The organism is Tsukamurella tyrosinosolvens (assembly GCF_900104775.1).
Lineage (GTDB): Bacteria > Actinomycetota > Actinomycetes > Mycobacteriales > Mycobacteriaceae > Tsukamurella > Tsukamurella tyrosinosolvens.
In genome coordinates this window covers 3,078,548-3,099,523 of record NZ_FNSA01000003.1, presented here as the reverse complement: position 1 = coordinate 3,099,523, position 20,976 = coordinate 3,078,548, and the positions used below count along the sequence as shown (strand labels likewise).

Sequence of the window (20,976 nt, the reverse complement as noted above, 5' to 3'; positions counted from 1 at the left end):
GGTCAGGCCCCGATCGCCGCGTCCGAGGCGTACCAGCGCGTGCAGTCGACGCCGCTGTCGTAGCGGCGCAACCACTCGCCGGCGAGCACCGGCAGGTTCTCGTGCGCCGGGTCGTGCAGCGGCATCTGGCTGCGGATGATGCCCTTCATCGCGACGGCCTGCTCGGCCTTGGGCAATACGTCGAAGGCGCGCGGCATCGCGCCCTTCGTCAGGTGCGGCGCCACCGCCACGAGCACCTTCTGCTTGAGCCGGTAGCGGCCGAACATCGACAGCGCGTCGACCTTCCGGTCCTTCAGCGGCACGTGCTGGTTGAAGCCCGCGCACGCGATGCGGATCACCTTGAGCACGTGCGCGAAGATCGACGGGGCCATCCGCATCCGGTACACCTCGCTGCCCACGATCGCGTTGTAGATGATGAGCGCGGAGCTGCGGTGCTCCACCTCCTCCACGAAGTGCCACAGGAACATCGACGCCACCCGGTCGTCGCCGGGGCGGAACAGCGCCTCCTCGTTGTCGAGCATGAGCTTGAAGACGGGCGTGAAGGTGGCCTCGAGGTCGGCCGTGTACGCCAGCCGGTAGTCGGTCGACGTGGCCTCGGTGAGCAGATCGAACTCGCCGATCACGGCATCGAGCGTGTTCTCCAGGCCCGGGTACTGGGCGATGAGGGCTTGGACGTGCCGACGGTGCGCCGTCGAGTGGTGCCCCTCCTGCTGCATGAACGCCGTCGCCTCCGCGGCGACCTCGGGGTCGGCGAACTCCTTGCGCAGCTGCAGGATCAGCTTGACGATCATCTTCTCGAAGCCGACGGCCAGGAAGGAGACCGCGTTCATCATCGACGAGAACGCGGGATTGTCGGGGTTCCACAGGAAGGGCACGGGCGCCTCGTCGAAGTGGAAGTCCATCTTGCGGGGGTGCAGTTCCGTCATGAGGTGAACATACACATAGAACACGTTCTGTATGGTGAGAACGCGCGAAGCTGTACCCTGGGGCGATGGCACGCAGGGGATGGGGCGGCTCGCCGCCGGCCGGCGATGAGGAGGCCGCGGCGCGGATCGTGGCGACGGCCGTCGAGCTCATCGGCGAGCGTGGCACCACCTCCATCGCGGAGGTGGCCGACGCGCTCGGCGTGATCCGGCAGACCGTCTACCGGTACTTCCCGACGGTCGGCGCCCTGCTCCAGGCCGCGGCGGTCCAGGCCGTCGGCGCCTTCCTCGACCGCCTCGCGGCACACGTACACGGGATCGGCGACCCCGCCGAGGCGGTCGTCGAGGGCATCGTCTTCACGCTCGACGAGGTCCCGCGCACGCCGCACCTGCGGCTCATGCTGGCGGGGGAGCATGCGCATACGGAGGCGATCGCCTCCGAGCAGGCGATGGCGTTCGGGGTGACGATGATCCACCGCTTCGACGTGGACTGGGGCGCGCACGGGTACGACGAGGCGCGACTGCGCGGGCTGGTCGAGTTCCAGCTCCGCATCATGCAATCGTTCTTCATCTCGCCGGGCGACCCCCGCCGCACGCGGGAAAGCCTCCGCGAATTCCTCCGCACCTGGGTCGCTCCGGCGGTCCGGGCGGCGGCATTCAATTAGGTGGATTCACGAATGTTTCGGCGGCCGTGTTAATTCCGCGGAACATCGGCCGCCGATATCCGCGAATGGGGCGGCGCGCCGATCATCGGAGGTCTAGGTTCCTCCTATATCCGTGCCATCGATGGAGGCCCCACAATGAATCGTCGTCTAGTCATGAGCGGCGTGGCGGTGTGTACCGCAACGGTTCTCGTCCTTTCCGGGTGTGGTGAGAAGTCCACGTCGGGTGGAGGTTCCGATTCCTCCAGCGGGAGTGGTTCCGGTGGATTGACCATCGTTCCGGTGGCGCAGATCGACACGTCGGGCAATGAGGTGAAACCCGACGAATCGCGCAAACCCGTTCTTCCCTCCGAATTGGGAACGGCGCCGTGCCCGGACACCACGATCGCCATGGCGGGCGCGCTCCAGGGCGACAATGCGGCGCTCGGTATCAACATTCGCAACGGCGCACAGCTCGCCGTCGATCAGCACAACAAGGCGAACCCCGGCTGCAAGATCATTCTCAAGTCCTTCGACACCGAGGGTGATCCGCAGAAGGCCACGCAGGTGATCCCCTCGGTGATCAACGACGCGTCGATCGTCGGCCTGATCGGCCCCGCGTTCTCGGGTGAGACGAAGGCGACCGGGCCGGTGCTCGCCCAGGCCGGGTTGGTGGCGACGACGGCATCGGCCACCAATCCCGACCTGTCCGGGCAGGGCTGGCGCACCTTCTTCCGTGGCCTGGCCAACGATGCGGTCCAGGGGCCGGCCGTCGCCAAGTACATGGCGGGCAAGCTCGGCTACAAGAAGGTCTGCGTCATCAAGGACGATTCGACCTATGGCGTCGGCCTGGCGAAGACGATCTCGGAGGGCCTCGGCTCCGCGCACGACGCGTCGTGCGACGCGGACGTCAAGGCGAAGGAACGCGATTTCGCGGCGGTGGTGAACAAGGTGTCGCAGGCCAAGCCCGACGCCGTGTTCTACTCCGGGTACTACGCGGAGGCCGCGCCGTTGATCCAGCAACTGCGGAACCAGGGCGTGAAGTCCGTGTTCGTCTCCGCGGACGGCGTGAACGACCCGAAGTTCGTGGAACAGGCCGGATCCGCCGCGAACGACGCCTACCTGTCCTGCCCGTGCGGACCCGCGAAGGATCCGTTCAAGGCCGATTACCGGGCGGCGTTCAACCAGGATCCGGGCGTGTACTCGGTCGAGGCCTACGACCTGGCGACCATCCTCATGAAGGGCATCTCCGAGGGCAAGCGCACCCGCGCCGAGCTGCTCGAGTACGTCAAGACCTACAGCGGAACCGGACTGGCGCGCGACTACCAGTGGGACCCGCGCGGCGAGCTGACGTCGGCGTTGATCTGGATGTACAAGGTCCAGTAGCGACGTGGGATTCGGCGATACGGCGATCCTGGCCTCGTCGATCGACTTCAATCCCCGCGGGTTGATCGACGGCTTCTGGACCCTCACGGTCGAAGGACTCACCTACGGGGCGATCTACGCGCTGGTCGCCGTCGGCTACACCCTGGTCTACGGCGTGCTGAAACTGATCAACTTCGCGCATTCGGAAGTGTTCATGTTCGGCATGTTCGGGCAGTACGTGGTGCTGGTGCTACTGGGCTTCACGCCCAACGGGAACACCTACGACCAGGGCCCGGCGCTCACCCTCGTCTACCTGATGGTGGCGGGGGTGGGGGCCGTGGCCGTCTCCGGCGGCGTGGCTCTGGGGCTCGAACGGGTCGCGTACCGGCCCCTGCGCCGGCGCGGAGCCCGCCCGCTGGTCTTCCTCATCACCGCGATCGGGATGTCCTTCGTCCTGCAGCAGATCGTCCAGTACGTGCTGCCGCAGGTGCCGTTCGACCCGCGGCTCGGCGGCTCGAGCGCGCAGCCGATCATCTCCCTGGTGCGCCCGTCCACCCAGTTCACGGTGTTCGGGGCGCAGATCACCAACGTGACCCTGGTGATCATCGGCGCGGCCCTGGCTCTCGCGGTGCTGGTCGACCTGATGATCAACCGCACCGGGTTCGGCCGCGCCATCCGGGCCGTGGCGCAGGACCCGGACGCGGCGACCCTCATGGGCGTCTCGAAGGAGCGGGTCATCATGCTCACGTTCCTGATCGGCGGAGTCCTCGCCGGCGCCGCCGCCCTGCTGTACACGCTGCGGCTCCCGAGCGGCATCGTCTACAACGGCGGATTCCTGTTGGGCATCAAGGCCTTCTGCGCCGCGGTGCTCGGCGGTATCGGCAACATCCGCGGGGCCCTGCTCGGCGGCCTGATCCTGGGGGTCGCTGAGAACTTCGGCTCCATCCTGTTCGGGAACCAGTGGAAGGACGTCGTGGCCTTCGTGCTGCTCATCGTGGTCCTGATGTTCCGCCCGAGCGGCATCCTCGGCGAGAAACTCGGACGGGCCCGCGCATGACCACCGACACCACAGCGGCACCGTCGAAGCCGCACAAGGGAGTCATCGACCCGCTGCGCGAGTGGTGGGACGGCCTCGCCCGGCCGATGCAGTGGCTCGTCGGGGTCCCCGTGCTCGTCCTGATCGCCCTGCTGCCGGTGCTGCCGATCCCCCTGATCCCGACGACCGCCGTCGACTTCGGCGCTGTCATGGCCCAGGTGGCGATGCTCGCGCTCATCGCGATCGGCCTCAACGTGGTCGTGGGGCAGACGGGCCTGCTCGACCTCGGCTACGTGGGCTTCTACGCCGTGGGCGCGTACACCGTCGCCATCCTCACCAGCCCGTCCAGCCCGCTGTTCGCCGGGCGCAGTCACGGGATCTTCGAGCACACGGGGACCTGGGCCTGGCTGGCGTGCGTGCCGTTGGCGATCGTCATCACGGGCGTCTCCGGGCTGATCCTGGGGACCCCTACGCTGCGCCTGCGCGGCGACTACCTCGCCATCGTGACCCTCGGATTCGGTGAGATCGTCCGGCTCTCCGCGCAGAACTTCACCGACATCACCAACGGCGCCTCGGGCCTGTCCGAGATCGCCTTCCCGCCGGTGGGGAAGGCACCGTCGAACAACAACGAGGGCGTGTTCTCCTCCGGGAACGGCGCGGACCCGCTCAACTCCGGCGTGTGGTGGTACTGGCTCGGCATCGTGCTGGTTCTGATCGTGCTCGTCATCGTGGGCAACCTGGAGCGCTCCCGGGTCGGGCGCGCCTGGGTGGCCATCCGGGACGACGAGGACGCCGCCGAGATCATGGGCGTGCCCACGTTCCGGTTCAAGCTGTGGGCCTTCGTGATCGGCGCGGGTATCGGCGGGATGTCCGGCGCGCTCTACGCCGGTCAGGTGCAGTACGTGGATCCGCAGAACTTCAACGTCATCAACTCGATGCTGTTCCTCTGCGCGGTCGTGCTCGGCGGCCAGGGCAACAAGCTCGGCGTCATCGTCGGGGCGTTCCTCGTGGTCTACCTGCCGGCTCGCGTGCAGGGCGTCCACGTGGGCGGGCAGAGCCTGGGCGACTTCAAGTACCTGTTCTTCGGCATCGCCCTGGTCGTCCTCATGATCTTCCGGCCCCAGGGGCTCTTCCCCGCGCGACAGAAGCTGATCGCCTTCGGGCGCCGCGTGTACCGACGGCAAGGCCGAGGAGGTGCGGCGTGAGCGAAGCCGAATCCGACCCGCTGCGCACCGAGATCGTCGCCGAGGTCGTGGCCCCGAAGCGGGAGGTCGAGGCCGACGTCGGCGACACCCTCATGGCCGTCGACGGGCTGTCCGTCGGGTTCGGCGGCCTCAAGGCGCTCGACGACGTCACGTTCTCCATCCGACGGGGCGAGATCCTCGGCCTGATCGGCCCGAACGGCGCCGGCAAGACCACGTGTTTCAACGCGATCACGGGCGTCTACAGGCCGAGCGCCGGCACCGTCACGTTCGACGGCCGGCCACTGGCCCGCGTCAAGCGCAACCGGATCACCCGCGCCGGTATCGCCCGCACCTTCCAGAACATCCGCCTGTTCAACGAGATGACGGCGCTGGAGAACGTGGTCGTCGGCACCGACGCCCGGCACCGCACCTCCGTCTTCGGCGCCGTGCTGCGGCTGCCCCGGCACTGGGCGGAGGAACTGGACGCCGTCGAGCGCGGCATGGCGCTCCTGGAGTTCGTCGGCATCGGGGACCGGGCGGCGGTCAAGGCCAAGAACCTCTCGTACGGCGATCAGCGGCGGCTCGAGATCGCGCGAGCTCTGGCCACCGAGCCGAAACTCCTGTGCCTCGACGAGCCCGCGGCGGGCTTCAACCCCAGCGAGAAGTCGGCGCTCATGGACCTGATCCGCAAGATCCGCGACGACGGCTACACCGTGCTGCTCATCGAACACGACATGCGGCTCGTGATGGGCGTCTGCGACCGGATCGTGGTGCTCGAGTTCGGCCGCCGGATCGCCGACGGCGCCCCCGCAGCCATCCGCGACGATCCGAAGGTGATCGCCGCCTACCTGGGAGTGCCCGATGACGAACTCTGACCGGCCCGACGGGGCCGCTCCCGTCCTCCGGATCACCGACCTCGCCGTCCGCTACGGCCGGATCCAGGCACTGCACGGCGTGGGCCTCGAGGTCCGGCAGGGCGAGCTGGTGACGCTGCTCGGCGCGAACGGCGCGGGCAAGTCGACGACGATGCGCGCGCTGTCCGGCCTGATCCCCGTGGCGCGGGGGAGCATCGAGTTCGAGGGCCGCGACATCACCGCGATGCCGGCCCACGTCCGGGTGAAGGAGGGCATCGTCCAGGTCCCGGAGGGCCGGCGGATCTTCCCGGGAATGACGGTGCAGGAGAACCTCGACATGGGCTGTCACGGCCGGAGGTTCCCGTCGAAGGCGGAGTACGCGCAGACCCTGGACCGCGTCTTCGAACTCTTCCCACGGCTGCAGGAGCGACGGAAACAGGCCGGCGGCACCATGTCCGGCGGAGAGCAGCAGATGCTCGCGATCGGCCGGGCGCTCATGGCCCGACCGAAGCTGCTGCTGCTCGACGAGCCGTCGATGGGACTCGCGCCGCGCGTGATCGCCCAGATCTTCCGGATCATCGCCGAGATCAACCGCGCGGGCACCACGATCCTGCTGGTCGAACAGAACGCGCAGCAGGCGCTGACCCGCTCGGACCGGGCGTACGTGCTCGAGACCGGGGCCGTCACCGTGACCGGTGGGGGCGCCGAGCTGCTCGCCGACCCGCGGATCCGCGCGGCCTACCTCGGGGTCGCCTGAACCCGCGACCAGCGCTGCAACCCCGCTGCAACTCTTGACTCGTAGTGTTCCAGATCACACCGGCAAGACCCGTCGGTGAAACACGCCGATCCGATTCCGGAAACACGCCGGGAACAGGATCGACCGTGATCAGAAAGGCCCACATGAGTACAGAGCGCCAGGCGCCGAACCAGCTCCACCACGACGGGGTGGACGCCACCATCGAGTCCGACGACTACCTCGCCAAACGCACCCTCCGGTCGGGTTCCGCCGGCTGGGTGCTGCTGGCGGGCCTGGGCGTGAGCTACGTGATCTCCGGCGACTACGCCGGCTGGAACAACGGGCTCGCGCAGGGCGGCTGGGGCGGCCTCGCCATCGCCGCGGTGATCATCGCCGGCATGTACCTCGCGATGGTGCTCGGCATGGCCGAGATGTCCTCGGCGCTGCCCGCGGCCGGCGGCGGCTACACCTTCGCCCGGCGCGCGATGGGCCCCTGGGGCGGCTACGCCACCGGCATCGCGATCCTCATCGAGTACTCGATCGCGCCCGCCGCGATCGCCACCTTCATCGGCGCGTACGTGCAATCCCTGAACCTGTTCGGGATCACCGACGGCTGGTGGGTGTACCTGTTCGTCTACGCGCTCTTCATCGGCATCCACCTCACCGGCGCGGGCGAGGCGCTCAAGGCGATGTTCGTCATCACCGCGATCGCCCTGGTCGGCCTGGTGATCTTCGCGGTCTTCGCCATCGGGAAGTTCGACGCCCACAACCTCACCGACATCGCCGTGACCGACGCCGCGGGCGCGTCCGGCTGGCTGCCGTACGGCTATCTGGGCATCTGGGCCGCCGTGCCCTTCGCGATCTGGTTCTTCCTCGCCATCGAGGGCGTCCCGCTGGCCGCGGAGGAGGCGCGCGAGCCCGAGAAGAACGTCCCCCGCGGCATCATCGTCGCGATGCTGATCCTCGTCGTGACCGGCGCGACGGTGTTCCTCCTCGCCCCCGGCGCCGTCGGCGCGAACGCCATGGCGGCGTCGGGCAACCCGCTCGTGGAGGCGCTCGGCGACGGCACCGCCGCCAAGGTCGTCAACTACATCGGCCTCGCCGGGCTGGTCGCGAGCTTCTTCTCCATCATGTACGCCTACTCGCGGCAGACCTTCGCGCTCTCGCGCGCCGGCTACCTCCCCAAGAGCCTCTCGGTCACCAACGCGCGCAAGGCCCCGGTCCTCGCGCTCATCGTGCCGGGCGTCATCGGCTTCGCCCTCTCGCTCACCGGTGAGGGCGCGATGCTGCTCAACATGGCCGTCTTCGGCGCCGCCGTGAGCTACGTGCTCATGATGATCAGCCACATCGTGCTGCGCAGGCGCGAGCCCGACATGCCGCGCCCGTACCGCACGCCCGGCGGCATCGTCACCACCTCGTTCGCGCTGGTCGTCGCGTGCGCCGCCGTGGTCGCGACCTTCCTCGTCGACCCGACGGCGGCGGGCCTGACCCTCGCCGCGTTCGCGGCTTTCCTCGTCTACTTCGGCGTGTACAGCCGTCACCACCTGGTGGCCAACTCGCCCGACGAGGAGTTCGCCGCGCTCGCCGACGCCGAACGCGATCTCCAGTGAGGCACACCCGCGCGGCGCTGTTCGCCGCGGCGGCCCTGGCGCTCGCCCCGATCGCCGCCTGCACGACGAACGACGCGAAGGGCACGGCCGCCGAGTGCCGCACCCTCGCGCCGGACGCCGGCTGGTACGGCGACAACCACGACCGCCTCCAGAAGCTGATCGCCGAGCGCGGCCACTGCGGCACCGCGCACGACGGCTCTGCTCCCGTCGCCCTGTTCGACTGGGACAACACGGTGGTGCGCAACGACATCGGCTCCGCGACCGCGTACTGGATGATCCGCACCGGCAAGGTCCGGCAGCCCGCGAACGGCGACTGGCGCTCGACCAGCCGCTACCTCGTGCCCGAGGCGGCGCAGGCCCTCGCCGAGGCGTGCCCGACCACGCTCGCGGCACCGGGCGCGCCGCTGCCGACCGATCGCGACGCCCGCTGCGCCGACGCGCTCGTCGCGGTGGTCGACGACGGGGAGATCGGTGGGAAGCCGGCCTTCGCCGGCTACGACCACCGCCGCATGGAGCCCGCCTACGCCTGGGTGGTCCAGCTCATGGCCGGCTACGCCGAGGCCGAGATCGAGGACTTCGCGAAGACCGCTCGCACCGAGGCGCTCGCCGCGCCCGAGGGCGCGAAGCAGCGCGTCGGCAGCACCGAGGTCGCCGCCTGGGTGCGCTACTACAGCCAGATCAAGGACCTCATCGGGACCTTGGTGGCCAACGGCTTCGACGTCCGGATCATCTCCGCCTCCGCGCAGCCGGTCGTCCGGGCCTGGGCACCCGAGGTCGGGCTCGCGCCCGACAAGCTGATCGGGATCCGCCCCGTCGTCACCGACGGCAGGATCGTCCCGCACCTGCGCGGCTGCGGCGACGTCCCCGACGGCGACGACTCGATGATCAACTACATCGACGGCAAGCGCTGCCTGGTCAACCAGGAGGTCCTCGGCATCACCGGAGCTGCGGCCTGGCACCAGGCGCCCGCGGACCGCCGGCAGGTGTTCTCGGCCGGCGACTCGGTCACCGACCTCACCTTCCTCGGCGATGCGACCGGCCTGCGCCTGGTGATCAACCGCAACGTTCCCGAGCTCATGTGCACCGCGTACGCGAACACCGACGGCACGTGGCTGGTCAACCCCATGTTCATCGAGCCGAAGCCGCAGGCGAAGCCCTACGCGTGCGCGACCGCGGGCACCGACGCCGCGGGCGCGAAGGTGCCGGTCCGCGGCGCGGACGGCGCCCCGCTGGGCTCCGTCGCGGATACCGTCTACTAGAAGCCACTCGAACGGAGCAATCATGATCCGCAGCCAATCCGTGCGCGGGGAGACCTTCACCTTCACCTCGATGGCCGACCTGCTGGCGAAGGCCACGCCGCTACGCTCCGGCGACGAGCTCGCCGGCTGCGCGGCCGCCTCCGACGCCGAGCGGGCCGCCGCGAAGTGGGCCCTCGCGGAGGTGCCGCTCGCGGCCCTGCTCGAGGAACTCGTCGTGCCGTACGAGTCCGATGAGGTCACCCGCCTCATCATCGACAGCCACGACCGGGCGGCGTTCGCGCCCATCGCCCACCTCACCGTCGGCGACCTCCGGGATCTCCTCCTGCGGATCGCGGTGGCCGACGATGCCGGTGCGCGGCTCGCCGCACTCGGCCCGGCCCTCACCCCGGAGATGGTGGCGGCGGTCAGCAAGCTGATGCGGAACCAGGACCTCATCGCGGTGGCACGGGCGGTCCGTGTCACCGCCGGGTTCCGCACGACCGTCGGCCTGCCCGGCACGCTCGCCACCCGGCTGCAGCCGAACCACCCGACCGACGATCCGCGGGGCATCGCCGCCGCCACCCTCGACGGCCTGCTGCTCGGCTGCGGCGACGCCGTGATCGGTATCAACCCCGCCACCGACTCGCCGCACGCGACCTCCGACCTGCTGCACCTGCTCGACGAGGTCCGCACCCGCTTCGACATCCCCACCCAGTCGTGCGTGCTCAGCCACGTCACCACCACCCTCGGGCTCATCGAGCAGGGCGCGCCCGTCGACCTGGTCTTCCAGTCGATCGCCGGCACCGAGGGCGCGAACTCCGCGTTCGGCGTCACCATCGGCCTGCTCGACGAGGCCAACGCCGCGGCGCGGGAGCTGGGGCGCGGCACCGTCGGGAACAACGTCATGTACCTGGAGACCGGGCAGGGCTCCGCGCTGTCGTCGGGCACGCACCTCGGCACCGACGGTGCGCCCGTCGACCAGCAGACGCTCGAGACCCGCGCCTACGCGGTGGCCCGGCACCTCGACCCGCTATTGGTGAACACGGTCGTCGGCTTCATCGGGCCCGAGTACCTCTACGACGGTAAGCAGATCACTCGCGCCGGCCTCGAGGACCACTTCTGCGGCAAGCTCCTGGGCCTGCCGATGGGTGTGGACGTCTGCTACACCAACCACGCCGAGGCCGACCAGGACGACATGGACGACCTGCTCACGCTGCTCGCGGTCGCGGGCGTGTCGTTCGTCATCACCGTGCCCGGCGCCGACGACGTGATGCTCGGCTACCAGTCGCTCGCCTTCCACGACGCGCTCTACGTGCGCCGCGCCCTCGGACTGCGGCCCGCGCCGGAGTTCGACGCCTGGCTCGCCCGGCAGGGGATGACCGACGAGGCCGGCGGCCTCCGCGAGGTCGCCGCCGCGTCGTCGCCCCTGCGCGAGCTGGCCTCGGGGGTCTCCCGGTGAGCGCGCCCGAGCGGGCCGACGATCCGTTCTGGGACGCCCTGCGCACCACGACGCAGTCGCGGATCGGGCTGGGGCGCACCGGCGATGCGCTGCCCACGCGGCGCGTCCTCGAGTTCGCCGCCGCACACGCCGCGGCGCGGGACGCGGTCCACCAACCGCTCGACGCCGCCGACCTCGTCGCCCGCGCCCGCGATCTGGGCATCGGGGAACCCGTCGTCGTGACCAGCCGCGCCGCCGACCGCGGCGAGTACCTGCGCCGACCCGATCTGGGCCGGGCGCCCGCCGATCTGTCCGCCCTCCCGACGGTGCCCGACGGTGCCGCCGACGTCGCCCTCGTGCTCGCCGACGGCCTCTCACCCCGCGCGCTCACCGATCACGGCGTCGCGTTGGCCGCGGCGGTCCTCGCCGCCCTGCCGCCCGATGTGACCGTCGCGCCGCCGGTCGTCGCAACCCAGGCCCGCGTGGCGCTGGGGGACCACGTCGCGCGGGCGCTCGGGGCGCGGACCCTGGTGGTCCTCATCGGGGAGCGCCCGGGGTTGTCGGTCGCCGACAGCCTCGGCATCTACCTCACCCACCGCGCCGACCCCGAGGACTTCGGGGCCGGCGTCACGGACGCGCACCGCAACTGCATCTCCAACATCCACCCGCCGGAGGGCCTCGGCTACACCGATGCCGCCCGGATCGCGGCGGGCCTCGTCGTCGGCGCCCGGCGGCTCGGGCGCTCGGGCGTCGACCTCAAGGACACTTCCCGCGCGGAACTGGAAGGCGCTGACCTGCGCGGACTAGACTGAGCGCAGCGGCGGCGAAGGAGAGACCGATGATCGGCAAGCGGATCCAGGACAACATCGAGGCGGTCACCAAGATCGCGGCGGACTCGGTGCGCAAGTCCGGCGAGATCGTCGAGGGCGCCGGCGAGGCGCTGACGGGCGACGTGATGGGCGGTGTCGGCCGCATGGCCACGGGCGCCGCGGACATCGCGACCTCCTCTGCTACCGAAGGCGTCAAGCTCGCCCGGGAGAACCTCGACGCGGCCCGCGAGGCCTCCGACGCCGTCGCCGACAAGGTGACCCGCAGGGACTGATCACTGCGCCGTCCGGCGGTAGCCGCCGGGCGTGAAGCCGAGGACCTTGCGGAAATCCCGGACCAGGTGCGACTGGTCGGCGTAGCCCAGGTCCGCGGCGATGTCGGCGACCGCGGTCTCCGGCTGCGTGCTGAGCAGGTGCGCCGCCTGCTGCAGCCGCCGCCGGTGGATCAGCGCGAGCGGCGTCAGTCCCACGAAGCGGCGGGTCAGGCGCTGTGCCGTCCGGGGCGAGACGCCGATCGTCGCCGCCGCGTCCTCCACAGTGAGGATCGACTCGTCCTCCTCGATCGCCACGACCATCCGGTTGGCGAGCGCGGCGTCGTCGGACACCGTAGGAACCCTTGCGGTGAGCCAGGATTCGACGGCGAGGCACGCCGCGGCGAGGTCGCCCCGGCTCATCGCCGCGGCCACCCCACCGTGCAGGTCCGGGGCGTCGACGGCCGGGTACTCGTTGAGGATCGCGCGGGCGTCGTCGGTCACGGCCGGCGTCGCCGCGGGCCGCAGCAGCGCGCCGACGGCCCATCCGGTGCCGACGAGGTCGCGGTGCGAGCGCTCCGTCGTCGCGCCCGCGAGTCCGACCAGATCGGGTTCGACGACGAGGTTGAGGGCCGGGAAGGCGAGTACGTCCTGCCGGGACGTGCGGCCCGGCGCGACGGCCCACTGCGAGATCCAGAACCAGCGCACGAGCGGGAGCGCGGCGGGGGAGGGCGCCCGGCGTTCGAAGGTGGGGAGCTGCGCCGGATAGAGGATGCCGCGGGGGTTCACGGGTCGATCGTAGGCGCGGGATCTGTCGCGAATGTTCAATCGACGGCGCCCGGCGCGCTCGTAGCGTTACTCGCATGACAGAGAACATCACCGCCGCGAGCGGCGCACACACCACCGACGGGGTCCCGCACTCCTTCTCCTCGCTGACGCCCTTCCTCGCGATCCCGAACGCGAAGGCGGCCATCGACTTCTACGTGTCCGTGTTCGGGGCTCGCTCGTTGGGCGTCACTGAGATGGGCGGCGTCGTCGTGCACGCCGAACTCGACTTCGGGCACGGCCGCCTCCAACTCGGGGAGCCGAACGAGCAATTCGGCCTCATCGCTCCGCCCGGCGGTGACGCCGACTGCTACTCGCTGGGGCTGTACTGCAGCAGCGTCGACGATGTGGTCGCGCGCGCCGAAGCCGCGGGCGCGACCATCCGGGAGCCGGTGGCGAACTTCGTCTCCGGCGACCGGTTCGCCAGCATCCGCGACCCGTACGGCGTGCGCTGGTCGATCATGACCCGCGTCGAGGACCTCAGCGACGAGGAGAGCGCCGCCCGCGTCGAGGAGTGGGCGGCGGCGCAGGGCTGACGCCTAGTCGGCGACCTGCGGCGGGATCGGATCCAAGGGCTGCGGGGCGTCCTGCGGCATCGTCTGGAACCGGACGTCGGCCGACCCCGACGGGGCGGCGTTCGGGTCGTTCGGTGCCAGCCACTTGAACCGGATGGTGATCTGGCCGGGCCCGTTGCTGCCGACGACCGAGGTGAACGCGTCGCCCTTCGGGGTCGGGGTGCCGGCGAACTTCTTGTGGTCGAACAGCAGGATCTGTACGGGCGAACTGCCGGTGCCGCGGTCCGTGTCGAGGCGGACCCAGTTCAGGGTGCAGTCCACCGAACCGCCCATCGCGGTCACCTTCCACGGGACGCCGGGCATCGGCGGCGCGATCGTGCGGATCGCGCTGTCGATGCGGTCCTGCGGGAGTTCGGGGCACGTGACGGGGGCGGCACCGGCGGTACCCGCGCCGACGGCGACGGAGGCGACACCCGTGGCGGCGGCCGCGGCGGAGAGGGCGAGGGCGATCAGAGGCTTGCGCATGGCTTCGTTCCTTCCAGCTCGGGACGTCGACGCGGGCTCCATCGACGGACAATGCTTGTATCGGGTAACGATCACTCGACGTTACCCCGCGGGCGTCACTAACCTTGACGCCATGAGCGAGGAACAGGGCAGCTACGTCACCGAGAACAAGCCGTACGAGCGCGACACCCGGTACATCGAGACCCGCATCACCCGCGACAGCCGCGACGGCTACCCCGTGGAACCGGGCCGGTACCGGCTCGTCGCCTCGTACGCCTGCCCCTGGGCCACGCGCACCATCATCGTGCGCCGCCTGCTGGGCCTCGAGGACGCGATCTCCCTCGGCATCGCCGGCCCCACGCACGACAAGCGCTCGTGGACATTCGACCTCGACCCGGGGGGCCTCGACCCCGTGCTGCAGATCCCGCGGCTGCAGGACGCCTACTTCGCGCGAGTCCCCGACTACCCGAAGGGCATCACGGTCCCCGCGATCGTCGACGTCCCGACCGGCGCAGTGGTCACCAACGACTTCCCGCAGATCACCCTCGACTTCGAGCTGGAATGGGTGGACTTCCACCGCCCCGGCGCCCCGCAGCTCTACCCCGAGGACCTGCGCGGCGAGATCGACGAGGTGAACGAGCTGGTCTACCGCGACGTCAACAACGGTGTGTACCGCTGCGGCTTCGCCGGCTCCCAGGAGTCCTACGACGCCGCGTACGACCAGCTCTTCTCCCGGCTCGACTGGCTCTCCGAGCGCCTCGCCACCCAGCGGTACCTGGTGGGCGACACCATCACCGAGGCCGACGTGCGGCTGTTCACCACGCTCGCCCGGTTCGACCCGGTCTACCACGGCCACTTCAAGTGCAACCGGGAGAAGCTCAGCGAGATGCCGGTGCTGTGGGCGTACGCGCGGGACCTGTTCCAGACCCCGGGCTTCGGCGACTCCACGCACTTCGAGCACATCAAGCGGCACTACTACGAGGTGCACCGCGACATCAACCCGTCGGGCATCGTGCCGAAGGGCCCGGACCTGAAGAACTGGTTCACGGAGCACGGCCGGGAGAAGCTCGGCGGCAGCCCCTTCGGCGCGGGCACCGCGCCCGCGCCGCTACCGATCCCCGCCGGCTGAGACCGCCGCGCACGGGTAGTCGGAGTAGCCCTCGGCGGTCCGCCCGTAGAGCACGTCCTCGCGGATCGGAGCCAGCGGGAGGCCCCGCCGGATCCGCTCCACCAGGTCCGGGTTCGCGATGAACGCGCGGCCGAAGGACACCAGGTCGGCGCCGTCGGCCAGTGCCCGCTCGGCGGCGGGCGCCGACGTGGGAACACGGTTCTCGCCCACGTTCGCGACGACGGTGCCGTCGAAACGCGGCCGGAGGTCGGCGAGCGCGGCGTAGTCGTCGTTGTCCGTGAGGTGCAGGTACATCAGTCCGCGGCGGCCCAGGTCATCGACGAGGCCGCGGTAGAGGTCGGCGGGATCCCGCTCCACCATGGAGAACTGGGGATTCCCGGGCGAGAGCCGGATCGCCGTGCGCGCGGCGCCGACGACGTCGGATACGGCGTCCACCACCTCGAGGGCGAATCGCATGCGATTCTCCGCGGACCCGCCGTAGCGGTCGTCGCGGAGGTTCGTGTTGTCGGCGAGGAACTGGTGGATCAGGTAGCTGTTGGCGCCGTGCAGTTCGACGCCGTCGAAGCCGGCCGCCAGCGCGCGGCGGGCCGACGCCGCGTACTGCCCGACGGCGTCCTCGATCTCGGCGATCGACATCGCCGCGGGGCGCGGCCACGCCGCCTTGGAGCCGTCGATCAGGTGCAGCACGTCGCCGTCGGGCACCGCCGACGGTCCCGCGGGCACCGAGCCGTCGATCCGGGCGGCCGGGTGCCCCTTGCGCCCGCCGTGCATGAGCTGCGCGACGATCCGGCCGCCCTCGGCGTGGACGGCGTCGACGACCCGCGCCCAGGCACGCTGGTGGCGGTCCGTCGCGAGCCCGGGCACCCACGCCTCGCTCTGCCCGGAGGAGTGCGGCCACATCCCCTCGGTGACGATCAGCGCCGCCCCGGCGCGCTGCCGGTAGTAGTCGACGACGTCCGCGGTGGGGGAGCCGTCGGGCTCGGAGCGCAGGCGCGTCATCGGCGCCATGACGATCCGATGCGGGAGGTCGAGGGTGTGGCTGCGGTACGGCGTGAAGAGCGACATGTCCGTACGCTAGAACCTGACACTGATGTGAGGGGCAAGCGATGCGGATCGGCGAACTCGCGGAGCGCACCGGGGTGAGCGTGCGCTCGCTGCGGTACTACGAGGAGAAGGGCCTGCTCGCGGCCACGCGTACCGCCGCCGGGCAACGGGTCTATCCCGAGCGGGCCGTCGATCGGGTGGTGCGCATCCAGGAACTGTTCGCCGCAGGGCTCGCCAGCGGCGTGATCGCCCAGCTGCTGCCGTGCATCCACGACGAGGACGGGTCGCCGAACGAGTCCGCGACGCCGTGGCTCGCCGCCACCCTCCGCGCGGAGCGCGACCGCATCGACGCGGGCATCCGCGACCTCCAGCGGGCGCGCGAGGTGCTCGACGAGGTGATCGACACCGCCGGCGAGGTCACGGGCCCGCGTGCCGCCGCAGGAAATCGATGACGACGTCGGCGGTCCGCTCCGGCTCCTGCTCCGCCGGGTAGTGGCCCGACTCCGGCAGGACCGCGCCGCGGACGTCGGAAGCGACCGGACGCAGCCCTTCCGCGACGGCGGTGCCCATCGCGTACCGTCCGCCGATCGCCAGCGCGGGAGCGGCGATCGGGTGCGCGCGCAGCACTTCCACATCGGCCAGATCGAGCGCGCGCGTGCGGTAGTGCGCGAGGCCGGCGAGGTGAACCTCGGTGGGGCGGTACGCATCCACGTACGCCGCCAGCGCGACCGGATCGAGCCCCGCGGGCCCGGCGCTCTCCCGTAGGAAAGCGCCGTAGAACGCGTCCTCCCGCCCGGGGACGAGGCTCTCGGCGAGTCCCGGTGCCCGGTTGAACGCGCCGTGCCAATCCGGATAGTGCTCGCTGCCGGGCGCAGGGACGGCCACGTCGATCCCGGGCAGGACCTCCTCCTCGACGACGAGCGCGGAGACGGTCTCGGGTGCCGCGGCCGCGAGGTGCACGGCGACGGTGCCTCCCCAGTCGTGGCCGACGACGGCGCACCGCGCGATGCCCGCCGCGGCGAGCCGCGCACTCACCCGGGCCGCCAGCGCGCTCTTGCGGAAGTCGGTGCCGCTGTCGGCACCGGAACCGAAGCCGGGCAGCGTGATCGGGAGTGGATCGAATCCCGCGGCGCGCAGGCGCGGCGCCAGGTGACGCCAATGCAGGTCCGTGACCGGCCATCCGTGCAGCAGGACGACCGGGAGGCCGCCGGTCACGACGCCGCCTCCAGCAGGTGCGCGGCCGCGAGATCCGCGACGGCGAAATCGCGGTCCCGTTCCTCCGTCTCGCCGTCCTCGTCGAACCACGCGGCCGACAGGCCGGCGAAGGCGAGCACCCACCGCAGCAGGCGCTCCCGCGGCACGCCGGACTCCGCGACGACGACGTCGAGCTGGCGCGCGAAGCGAGCGGGATCCGCTGCGGTCGGCAGGTCGGGATTGGTCAGGAGGTTGGCGTAGTCGTAGCCGCGCTCGCCGACGACGCACTTCGGGTCGATGGCGAGCCAACCCCGCTCGCCGAAGTCCAGGACGTTGTCGTGATGCACGTCCCCGTGCAGGACCACCTCGTCGCGCGGGGCCGCGAGCAGCGCCTCGGCCGCCTCCCAGGACCGCCGGTACCGGTGATCCGCGCCGCGGACGGCTGCGAGCGAGGCGAACCACTCCCGCAGCGGGACCAGGTCGGCGTCGGGAGCGCCCGGACGGGGTCGGTGCAGGTGTTCGACTGTGCCGCAGAGGATCCGGGTGGCCTCGTCGTCGCGGCCGCCCAGCGCCATCGCCATGAGGTCGCCGGGACCGGTGGCACGCTCCATCAGCACCGTGTCGCCCTCGTGCGCGAAGACCTCGGCGGCGCCGTCGCCGCCCCACCATCGCAGCACCGCCGCGCCCGCCCGCTCCTCAGGGGTGTTCGCGCGCTTGAGCATCGCGGCGCGGCCCCGCGACCGGACGGGCAGCAGGTCGCTGCCGGGCGTCGCGAAGGGCGCACCGTCGGGGGAGAGGTCCCAGCGCTCGAGGGCCGACCGCCACGGATCGAGTGATTGCACAGCACCCGACCCTACGGGGGCGGATGATGGTCCGATGAGCGACTCCACGAGCGAACCTTCGGTGGCGATGGCGCGGGTGCGGGCGCATGATGAAGCCGTGAGCGACTTCAATCAGGGCATCATCGACGAATTCCGCGCCAACAACGGCACCGTGACGGCCATGGGCTTCGGCCGGGCGCTTGCGCTCGTCCACAGCACGGGCGCCAAATCCGGCGAGCCGCGGGTGAACCCGCTGGCCGCGATCCACGACGACGAGGGCTGGCTGCTGCCGGCCTCCGCGGGCGGCTCGCCGAAGAACCCCGCCTGGTATCACAACCTCAAGGCCCACCCGGACATCGAGATCGAGTACCCGAACGACGAGGGCGGGATCTCCACGGCGCAGGTCACCGCCACCGAGCTGACCGGAGCCGCGCGGGACGAGGCCTGGGCGCGGTTCGTCGCGCGGTCGAGCGGTTTCGCGGAGTACGAGCAGGCCGCGCAGGGCCGCGTGATCCCCGTCTTCCGCTTGACGCCGCGCTGATCCCGCGCGCGACTCAGGCGTGCACCGGCTCCGGTGCAGGCGTGCGGTCGCGCATCACGACGAAGGCCGCGATCGCGGTGACGACCAGCAGTGCGCTGGACACGCCCACGGTCGTGGTGACGGCGTCCACCCAGGCCGAGCGGGCGGCGTCGGCGAGCGCGGCACCGTCGGGCCCGGCGATGCCGTCCGCGACGGACAGTGTGTCGCCGAGCGTGCGCGCCATCCCGTCGTGCCGCGTGAACACCGCGGTGGCGACGGAGCCGAGCACCGCGAGCCCCAGGGCCGTGCCGAGCTCGAAGCTCATCTCCGACATCGCCGAGGCCTGTCCCGCCCGCTCCCGCGGCGCGGCGTCGAGGGCGACCGCCGAGACGAACGTGAACAGCGTGCCGTAGCCGACGCCGGCGACGACGGTCCCGAGCACGTACAGCCACGCGGGGCCGTCGGTGCCGAGCCCGACGAGCAGCAGTTGGCCCGCGGCCGCGAACAGGAGCGCGGCGACGAAGGTGCTGCGCCGTCCGAGGTACTGCTCGATCCACGGCGCGCGCATGGAGAAGTACGCCACCACCGCCGCGGCGGGCAGGCCCAGCAGGGCCGCCGCGAGCACGTCGAAGCCCACGACGGACTGCAGGTAGATGCCCGTGAGATAGGACATCGAGCTCAGCGTCGACACCGCCAGGATGGTGCCGGCGATGGCCATCGTGAAGTACCGGTTGCGGAACAGGTCGAACGGGATCAGCGGATGGGCGGCGCGGCGCTGCTGCACGACGAACGCGATCAGCATGAACGCGCCGGCGGCGCCGACGGCCAGCGTGGTGCCGTCCACGCCGTGCCCCGCCGCCGCCTTCACCGCGTAGACCAGGGGGAAGATCGCGGCCATCGAGAGCGCGACGCCCGCGAGGTCGAAGGGGGTCGAGGTGCCGCTGCGGAACTCGGGGATCAGCAGGGGGCCGGCGACCAGGAAGGCCAGGAAGACGGGCGCGTTGATGAGGAACACCGAGCCCCACCAGAAGTGGTGCAGCAGCACGCCGCCGATGACCGGGCCGACCGCCATGCCGAACGAGAAGGCCGCGGTCCACACGCCGATCGCGACGCCGCGGGCCTTGGGGTCGCGGAAGATGTTGGCGATGAGCGCCAGGCTGGCGGGCAGCAGGGTCGCGCCGCCGACGCCCATGAGCGCACGCGCGGCGATGAGCAGCTCGGGTGACGGCGCGAAGGCGGCGATCACCGAAGCGGTGCCGAAGAGTCCGGCGCCCCAGGTCATCAGGCGGCGGCGCCCCCAACGGTCGCCGAGGTTGCCCATCGTGATGAGCAGGCCGGCCAGCATGAACGGGTAGATGTCGAGGATCCACAACTGCTCGGCCGAGGTCGGATGCAGCGCGGCGGTGAGATGGGGCATCGCCAGGTACAGCACCGACGCGTCCATCGAGACCAGGAACACCGGCAGAAGCAGCGCGGCGAGACCGGCCCAGGCGCGGCGCGGGGTGGTGGACACGAAGAACTCCTCTGAACGATCTCGGCAGGCGCGTACGGCGTACGCAACATGGCTGGGTACACTGTACGCAGCATCGTCGATCACGGTCAACGGAGAAAGGGCGCTGGTGTCCGAGACCACTCTGACCCGCGAGGCCATCGTGGCCGAGGCCGTCCGCCTCGCCGACGAGGGCGGCCTCGAGAAGGTCTCCATGCGCCGGATCGCGGACGCGCTCGGCGCGGGCGCCATGTCGCTGTACCGCCACGTGCCCGACAAGGACACCCTGGTCCGCGACATGGCCGCGGCCGTGGGGGCGGAGTACCTGTACCCGCCGGAGCTGCTGGGCGATCCGGACTGGCGCGCGCGGACGCACATCGCCGCCGAGGCGGATATGCGGCTCTACCTGCACCACCCGTGGGTGCTGCTGGCGCACTCCATGCCGCGTGCCGCGATGGCGCCGTCGGCCGTCTCGTGCTTCCACTGGCTCGTCGAGGCGTTCACCCATCTGACCGGGACGGTCGCGGACTCGGCCGAGCTCACCCTGCACGTGTGGAACCACGTGCAGGGCGCGGGCATCGGCGCCGTGGGCCGCCTGCTGCTGGCCCCGGGCTCCTCGCTCGAGGGTGCGGGCTTCGTCGCCGACCTGGCCGACAACCCCCTCATCGAGGAGTTGCCGCTGCTCAAGGAGCTGGTGGAGGTGGACCGGCCCGACCTCTGTGCGGCGATGCCGCTGCTGCACGCCGGGGTCGACGCGCTGTGCACGGGCTTCGCGGAGCGCTACCGGCGCTGAACCGTCGACGTCCGTTCAGGGCGTTTCCACCGCCGATTC

The 20,976-nt window shown here is 71.0% G+C and carries 23 protein-coding genes; 16 read left to right on the top strand and 7 right to left on the bottom strand.

What is annotated here, in order from left to right; genetic code table 11:
- Positions 1-2 precede the first annotated feature (2 nt).
- Positions 3-926 (bottom strand): metal-dependent hydrolase, encoded by a 924-nt coding sequence (locus BLW32_RS17365; RefSeq protein ID WP_068520632.1) that lies wholly within the window; start codon positions 924-926, stop codon positions 3-5.
- A 65-nt stretch (positions 927-991) separates the two neighbouring features.
- Here BLW32_RS17365 and BLW32_RS17360 point away from each other — a divergent pair, with 65 nt between their 5' ends.
- From BLW32_RS17360 to BLW32_RS17310, 11 genes are all read left to right on the top strand, one after another.
- Positions 992-1,588 (top strand): TetR/AcrR family transcriptional regulator, encoded by a 597-nt coding sequence (locus BLW32_RS17360; protein ID WP_068739884.1) that lies wholly within the window; start codon positions 992-994, stop codon positions 1,586-1,588.
- Positions 1,589-1,723: 135 nt separating this feature from the next.
- On the top strand, positions 1,724-2,950 hold the full coding sequence (locus BLW32_RS17355; RefSeq protein ID WP_068739882.1) for a branched-chain amino acid ABC transporter substrate-binding protein: 1,227 nt from the start codon (positions 1,724-1,726) through the stop codon (positions 2,948-2,950).
- 4 nt (positions 2,951-2,954) lie between these two features.
- Positions 2,955-3,986 carry a branched-chain amino acid ABC transporter permease gene (locus BLW32_RS17350; protein ID WP_068739881.1) on the top strand — a complete coding sequence of 344 codons (1,032 nt, stop codon included), beginning with the start codon at positions 2,955-2,957 and terminating at the stop codon, positions 3,984-3,986.
- Positions 3,983-5,170, top strand: a complete 1,188-nt coding sequence (locus BLW32_RS17345; RefSeq protein ID WP_068739878.1) for a branched-chain amino acid ABC transporter permease — start codon at positions 3,983-3,985, stop codon at positions 5,168-5,170. Before BLW32_RS17350 ends, BLW32_RS17345 begins: the two co-directional genes overlap by 4 nt.
- Complete coding sequence (locus tag BLW32_RS17340) at positions 5,167-6,024, top strand: ABC transporter ATP-binding protein (protein WP_068739876.1); 858 nt, start codon at positions 5,167-5,169, stop codon at positions 6,022-6,024. The genes BLW32_RS17345 and BLW32_RS17340 overlap by 4 nt, the downstream gene beginning before the upstream one ends.
- Positions 6,011-6,760 carry an ABC transporter ATP-binding protein gene (locus tag BLW32_RS17335; RefSeq protein ID WP_068739874.1) on the top strand — a complete coding sequence of 250 codons (750 nt, stop codon included), beginning with the start codon at positions 6,011-6,013 and terminating at the stop codon, positions 6,758-6,760. The genes BLW32_RS17340 and BLW32_RS17335 overlap by 14 nt, the downstream gene beginning before the upstream one ends.
- Before the next feature lie 143 nt (positions 6,761-6,903).
- On the top strand, positions 6,904-8,349 hold the full coding sequence (eat, locus tag BLW32_RS17330; protein WP_082791199.1) for an ethanolamine permease: 1,446 nt from the start codon (positions 6,904-6,906) through the stop codon (positions 8,347-8,349).
- Positions 8,346-9,608: an HAD family hydrolase gene (locus tag BLW32_RS17325; protein WP_068739871.1), complete on the top strand. Its 1,263-nt coding sequence runs from the start codon at positions 8,346-8,348 to the stop codon at positions 9,606-9,608. Before eat ends, BLW32_RS17325 begins: the two co-directional genes overlap by 4 nt.
- Before the next feature lie 22 nt (positions 9,609-9,630).
- A complete protein-coding gene (locus tag BLW32_RS17320; RefSeq protein ID WP_068520612.1) occupies positions 9,631-11,046 on the top strand; it encodes an ethanolamine ammonia-lyase subunit EutB in 1,416 nt (471 codons plus the stop codon).
- Positions 11,043-11,837, top strand: a complete 795-nt coding sequence (gene eutC, locus BLW32_RS17315) for an ethanolamine ammonia-lyase subunit EutC (RefSeq protein WP_068739869.1) — start codon at positions 11,043-11,045, stop codon at positions 11,835-11,837. The genes BLW32_RS17320 and eutC overlap by 4 nt, the downstream gene beginning before the upstream one ends.
- Before the next feature lie 26 nt (positions 11,838-11,863).
- Positions 11,864-12,127, top strand: a complete 264-nt coding sequence (locus BLW32_RS17310) for an Rv1893 family protein (protein WP_068520606.1) — start codon at positions 11,864-11,866, stop codon at positions 12,125-12,127.
- Here the strand turns inward: BLW32_RS17310 and BLW32_RS17305 are convergent, their stop codons facing one another.
- Positions 12,128-12,892, bottom strand: coding sequence for a helix-turn-helix transcriptional regulator (locus BLW32_RS17305; RefSeq protein WP_225535799.1), 765 nt, complete (start codon positions 12,890-12,892; stop codon positions 12,128-12,130). It abuts the gene before it with no gap.
- Between the two features lie 74 nt (positions 12,893-12,966).
- Between BLW32_RS17305 and BLW32_RS17300 the strand changes: the two genes are divergently transcribed.
- A complete protein-coding gene (locus BLW32_RS17300) occupies positions 12,967-13,464 on the top strand; it encodes a VOC family protein (protein ID WP_068520604.1) in 498 nt (165 codons plus the stop codon).
- Positions 13,465-13,467: 3 nt separating this feature from the next.
- Here the strand turns inward: BLW32_RS17300 and BLW32_RS17295 are convergent, their stop codons facing one another.
- The gene (locus tag BLW32_RS17295; protein WP_068520600.1) at positions 13,468-13,968 is read right to left on the bottom strand and encodes an LppP/LprE family lipoprotein; all 501 of its coding nucleotides are present in this window, start codon (positions 13,966-13,968) and stop codon (positions 13,468-13,470) included.
- A 112-nt stretch (positions 13,969-14,080) separates the two neighbouring features.
- On the opposite strand from BLW32_RS17295, the gene BLW32_RS17290 reads away from it, so the two are divergent.
- Positions 14,081-15,076, top strand: coding sequence for a glutathione S-transferase family protein (locus BLW32_RS17290; RefSeq protein WP_068739867.1), 996 nt, complete (start codon positions 14,081-14,083; stop codon positions 15,074-15,076).
- On the opposite strand, the gene BLW32_RS17285 is transcribed toward BLW32_RS17290, so the two are convergent.
- Complete coding sequence (locus BLW32_RS17285) at positions 15,056-16,141, bottom strand: alkene reductase (RefSeq protein WP_068739866.1); 1,086 nt, start codon at positions 16,139-16,141, stop codon at positions 15,056-15,058. The genes BLW32_RS17290 and BLW32_RS17285 overlap by 21 nt on opposite strands.
- A gap of 41 nt (positions 16,142-16,182) precedes the next feature.
- Here BLW32_RS17285 and BLW32_RS17280 point away from each other — a divergent pair, with 41 nt between their 5' ends.
- Positions 16,183-16,572: a MerR family transcriptional regulator gene (locus BLW32_RS17280; RefSeq protein ID WP_068739864.1), complete on the top strand. Its 390-nt coding sequence runs from the start codon at positions 16,183-16,185 to the stop codon at positions 16,570-16,572.
- Here the strand turns inward: BLW32_RS17280 and BLW32_RS17275 are convergent.
- Together BLW32_RS17275 and BLW32_RS17270 are read right to left on the bottom strand one after the other, a co-directional pair.
- The gene (locus BLW32_RS17275) at positions 16,538-17,335 is read right to left on the bottom strand and encodes an alpha/beta fold hydrolase (protein WP_068739862.1); all 798 of its coding nucleotides are present in this window, start codon (positions 17,333-17,335) and stop codon (positions 16,538-16,540) included. The genes BLW32_RS17280 and BLW32_RS17275 overlap by 35 nt on opposite strands.
- Positions 17,332-18,156: an aminoglycoside phosphotransferase family protein gene (locus BLW32_RS17270; protein WP_068739859.1), complete on the bottom strand. Its 825-nt coding sequence runs from the start codon at positions 18,154-18,156 to the stop codon at positions 17,332-17,334. Before BLW32_RS17270 ends, BLW32_RS17275 begins: the two co-directional genes overlap by 4 nt.
- 97 nt (positions 18,157-18,253) lie before the next feature.
- Here BLW32_RS17270 and BLW32_RS17265 point away from each other — a divergent pair, with 97 nt between their 5' ends.
- The gene (locus tag BLW32_RS17265; RefSeq protein WP_068739857.1) at positions 18,254-18,676 is read left to right on the top strand and encodes a nitroreductase/quinone reductase family protein; all 423 of its coding nucleotides are present in this window, start codon (positions 18,254-18,256) and stop codon (positions 18,674-18,676) included.
- Between the two features lie 13 nt (positions 18,677-18,689).
- Here the strand turns inward: BLW32_RS17265 and BLW32_RS17260 are convergent, their stop codons facing one another.
- A complete protein-coding gene (locus BLW32_RS17260; protein WP_068739855.1) occupies positions 18,690-20,168 on the bottom strand; it encodes an MFS transporter in 1,479 nt (492 codons plus the stop codon).
- Positions 20,169-20,274: 106 nt separating this feature from the next.
- Here BLW32_RS17260 and BLW32_RS17255 point away from each other — a divergent pair, with 106 nt between their 5' ends.
- Positions 20,275-20,937 (top strand): TetR/AcrR family transcriptional regulator, encoded by a 663-nt coding sequence (locus BLW32_RS17255; protein ID WP_068520581.1) that lies wholly within the window; start codon positions 20,275-20,277, stop codon positions 20,935-20,937.
- Positions 20,938-20,976: the final 39 nt, after the last annotated feature.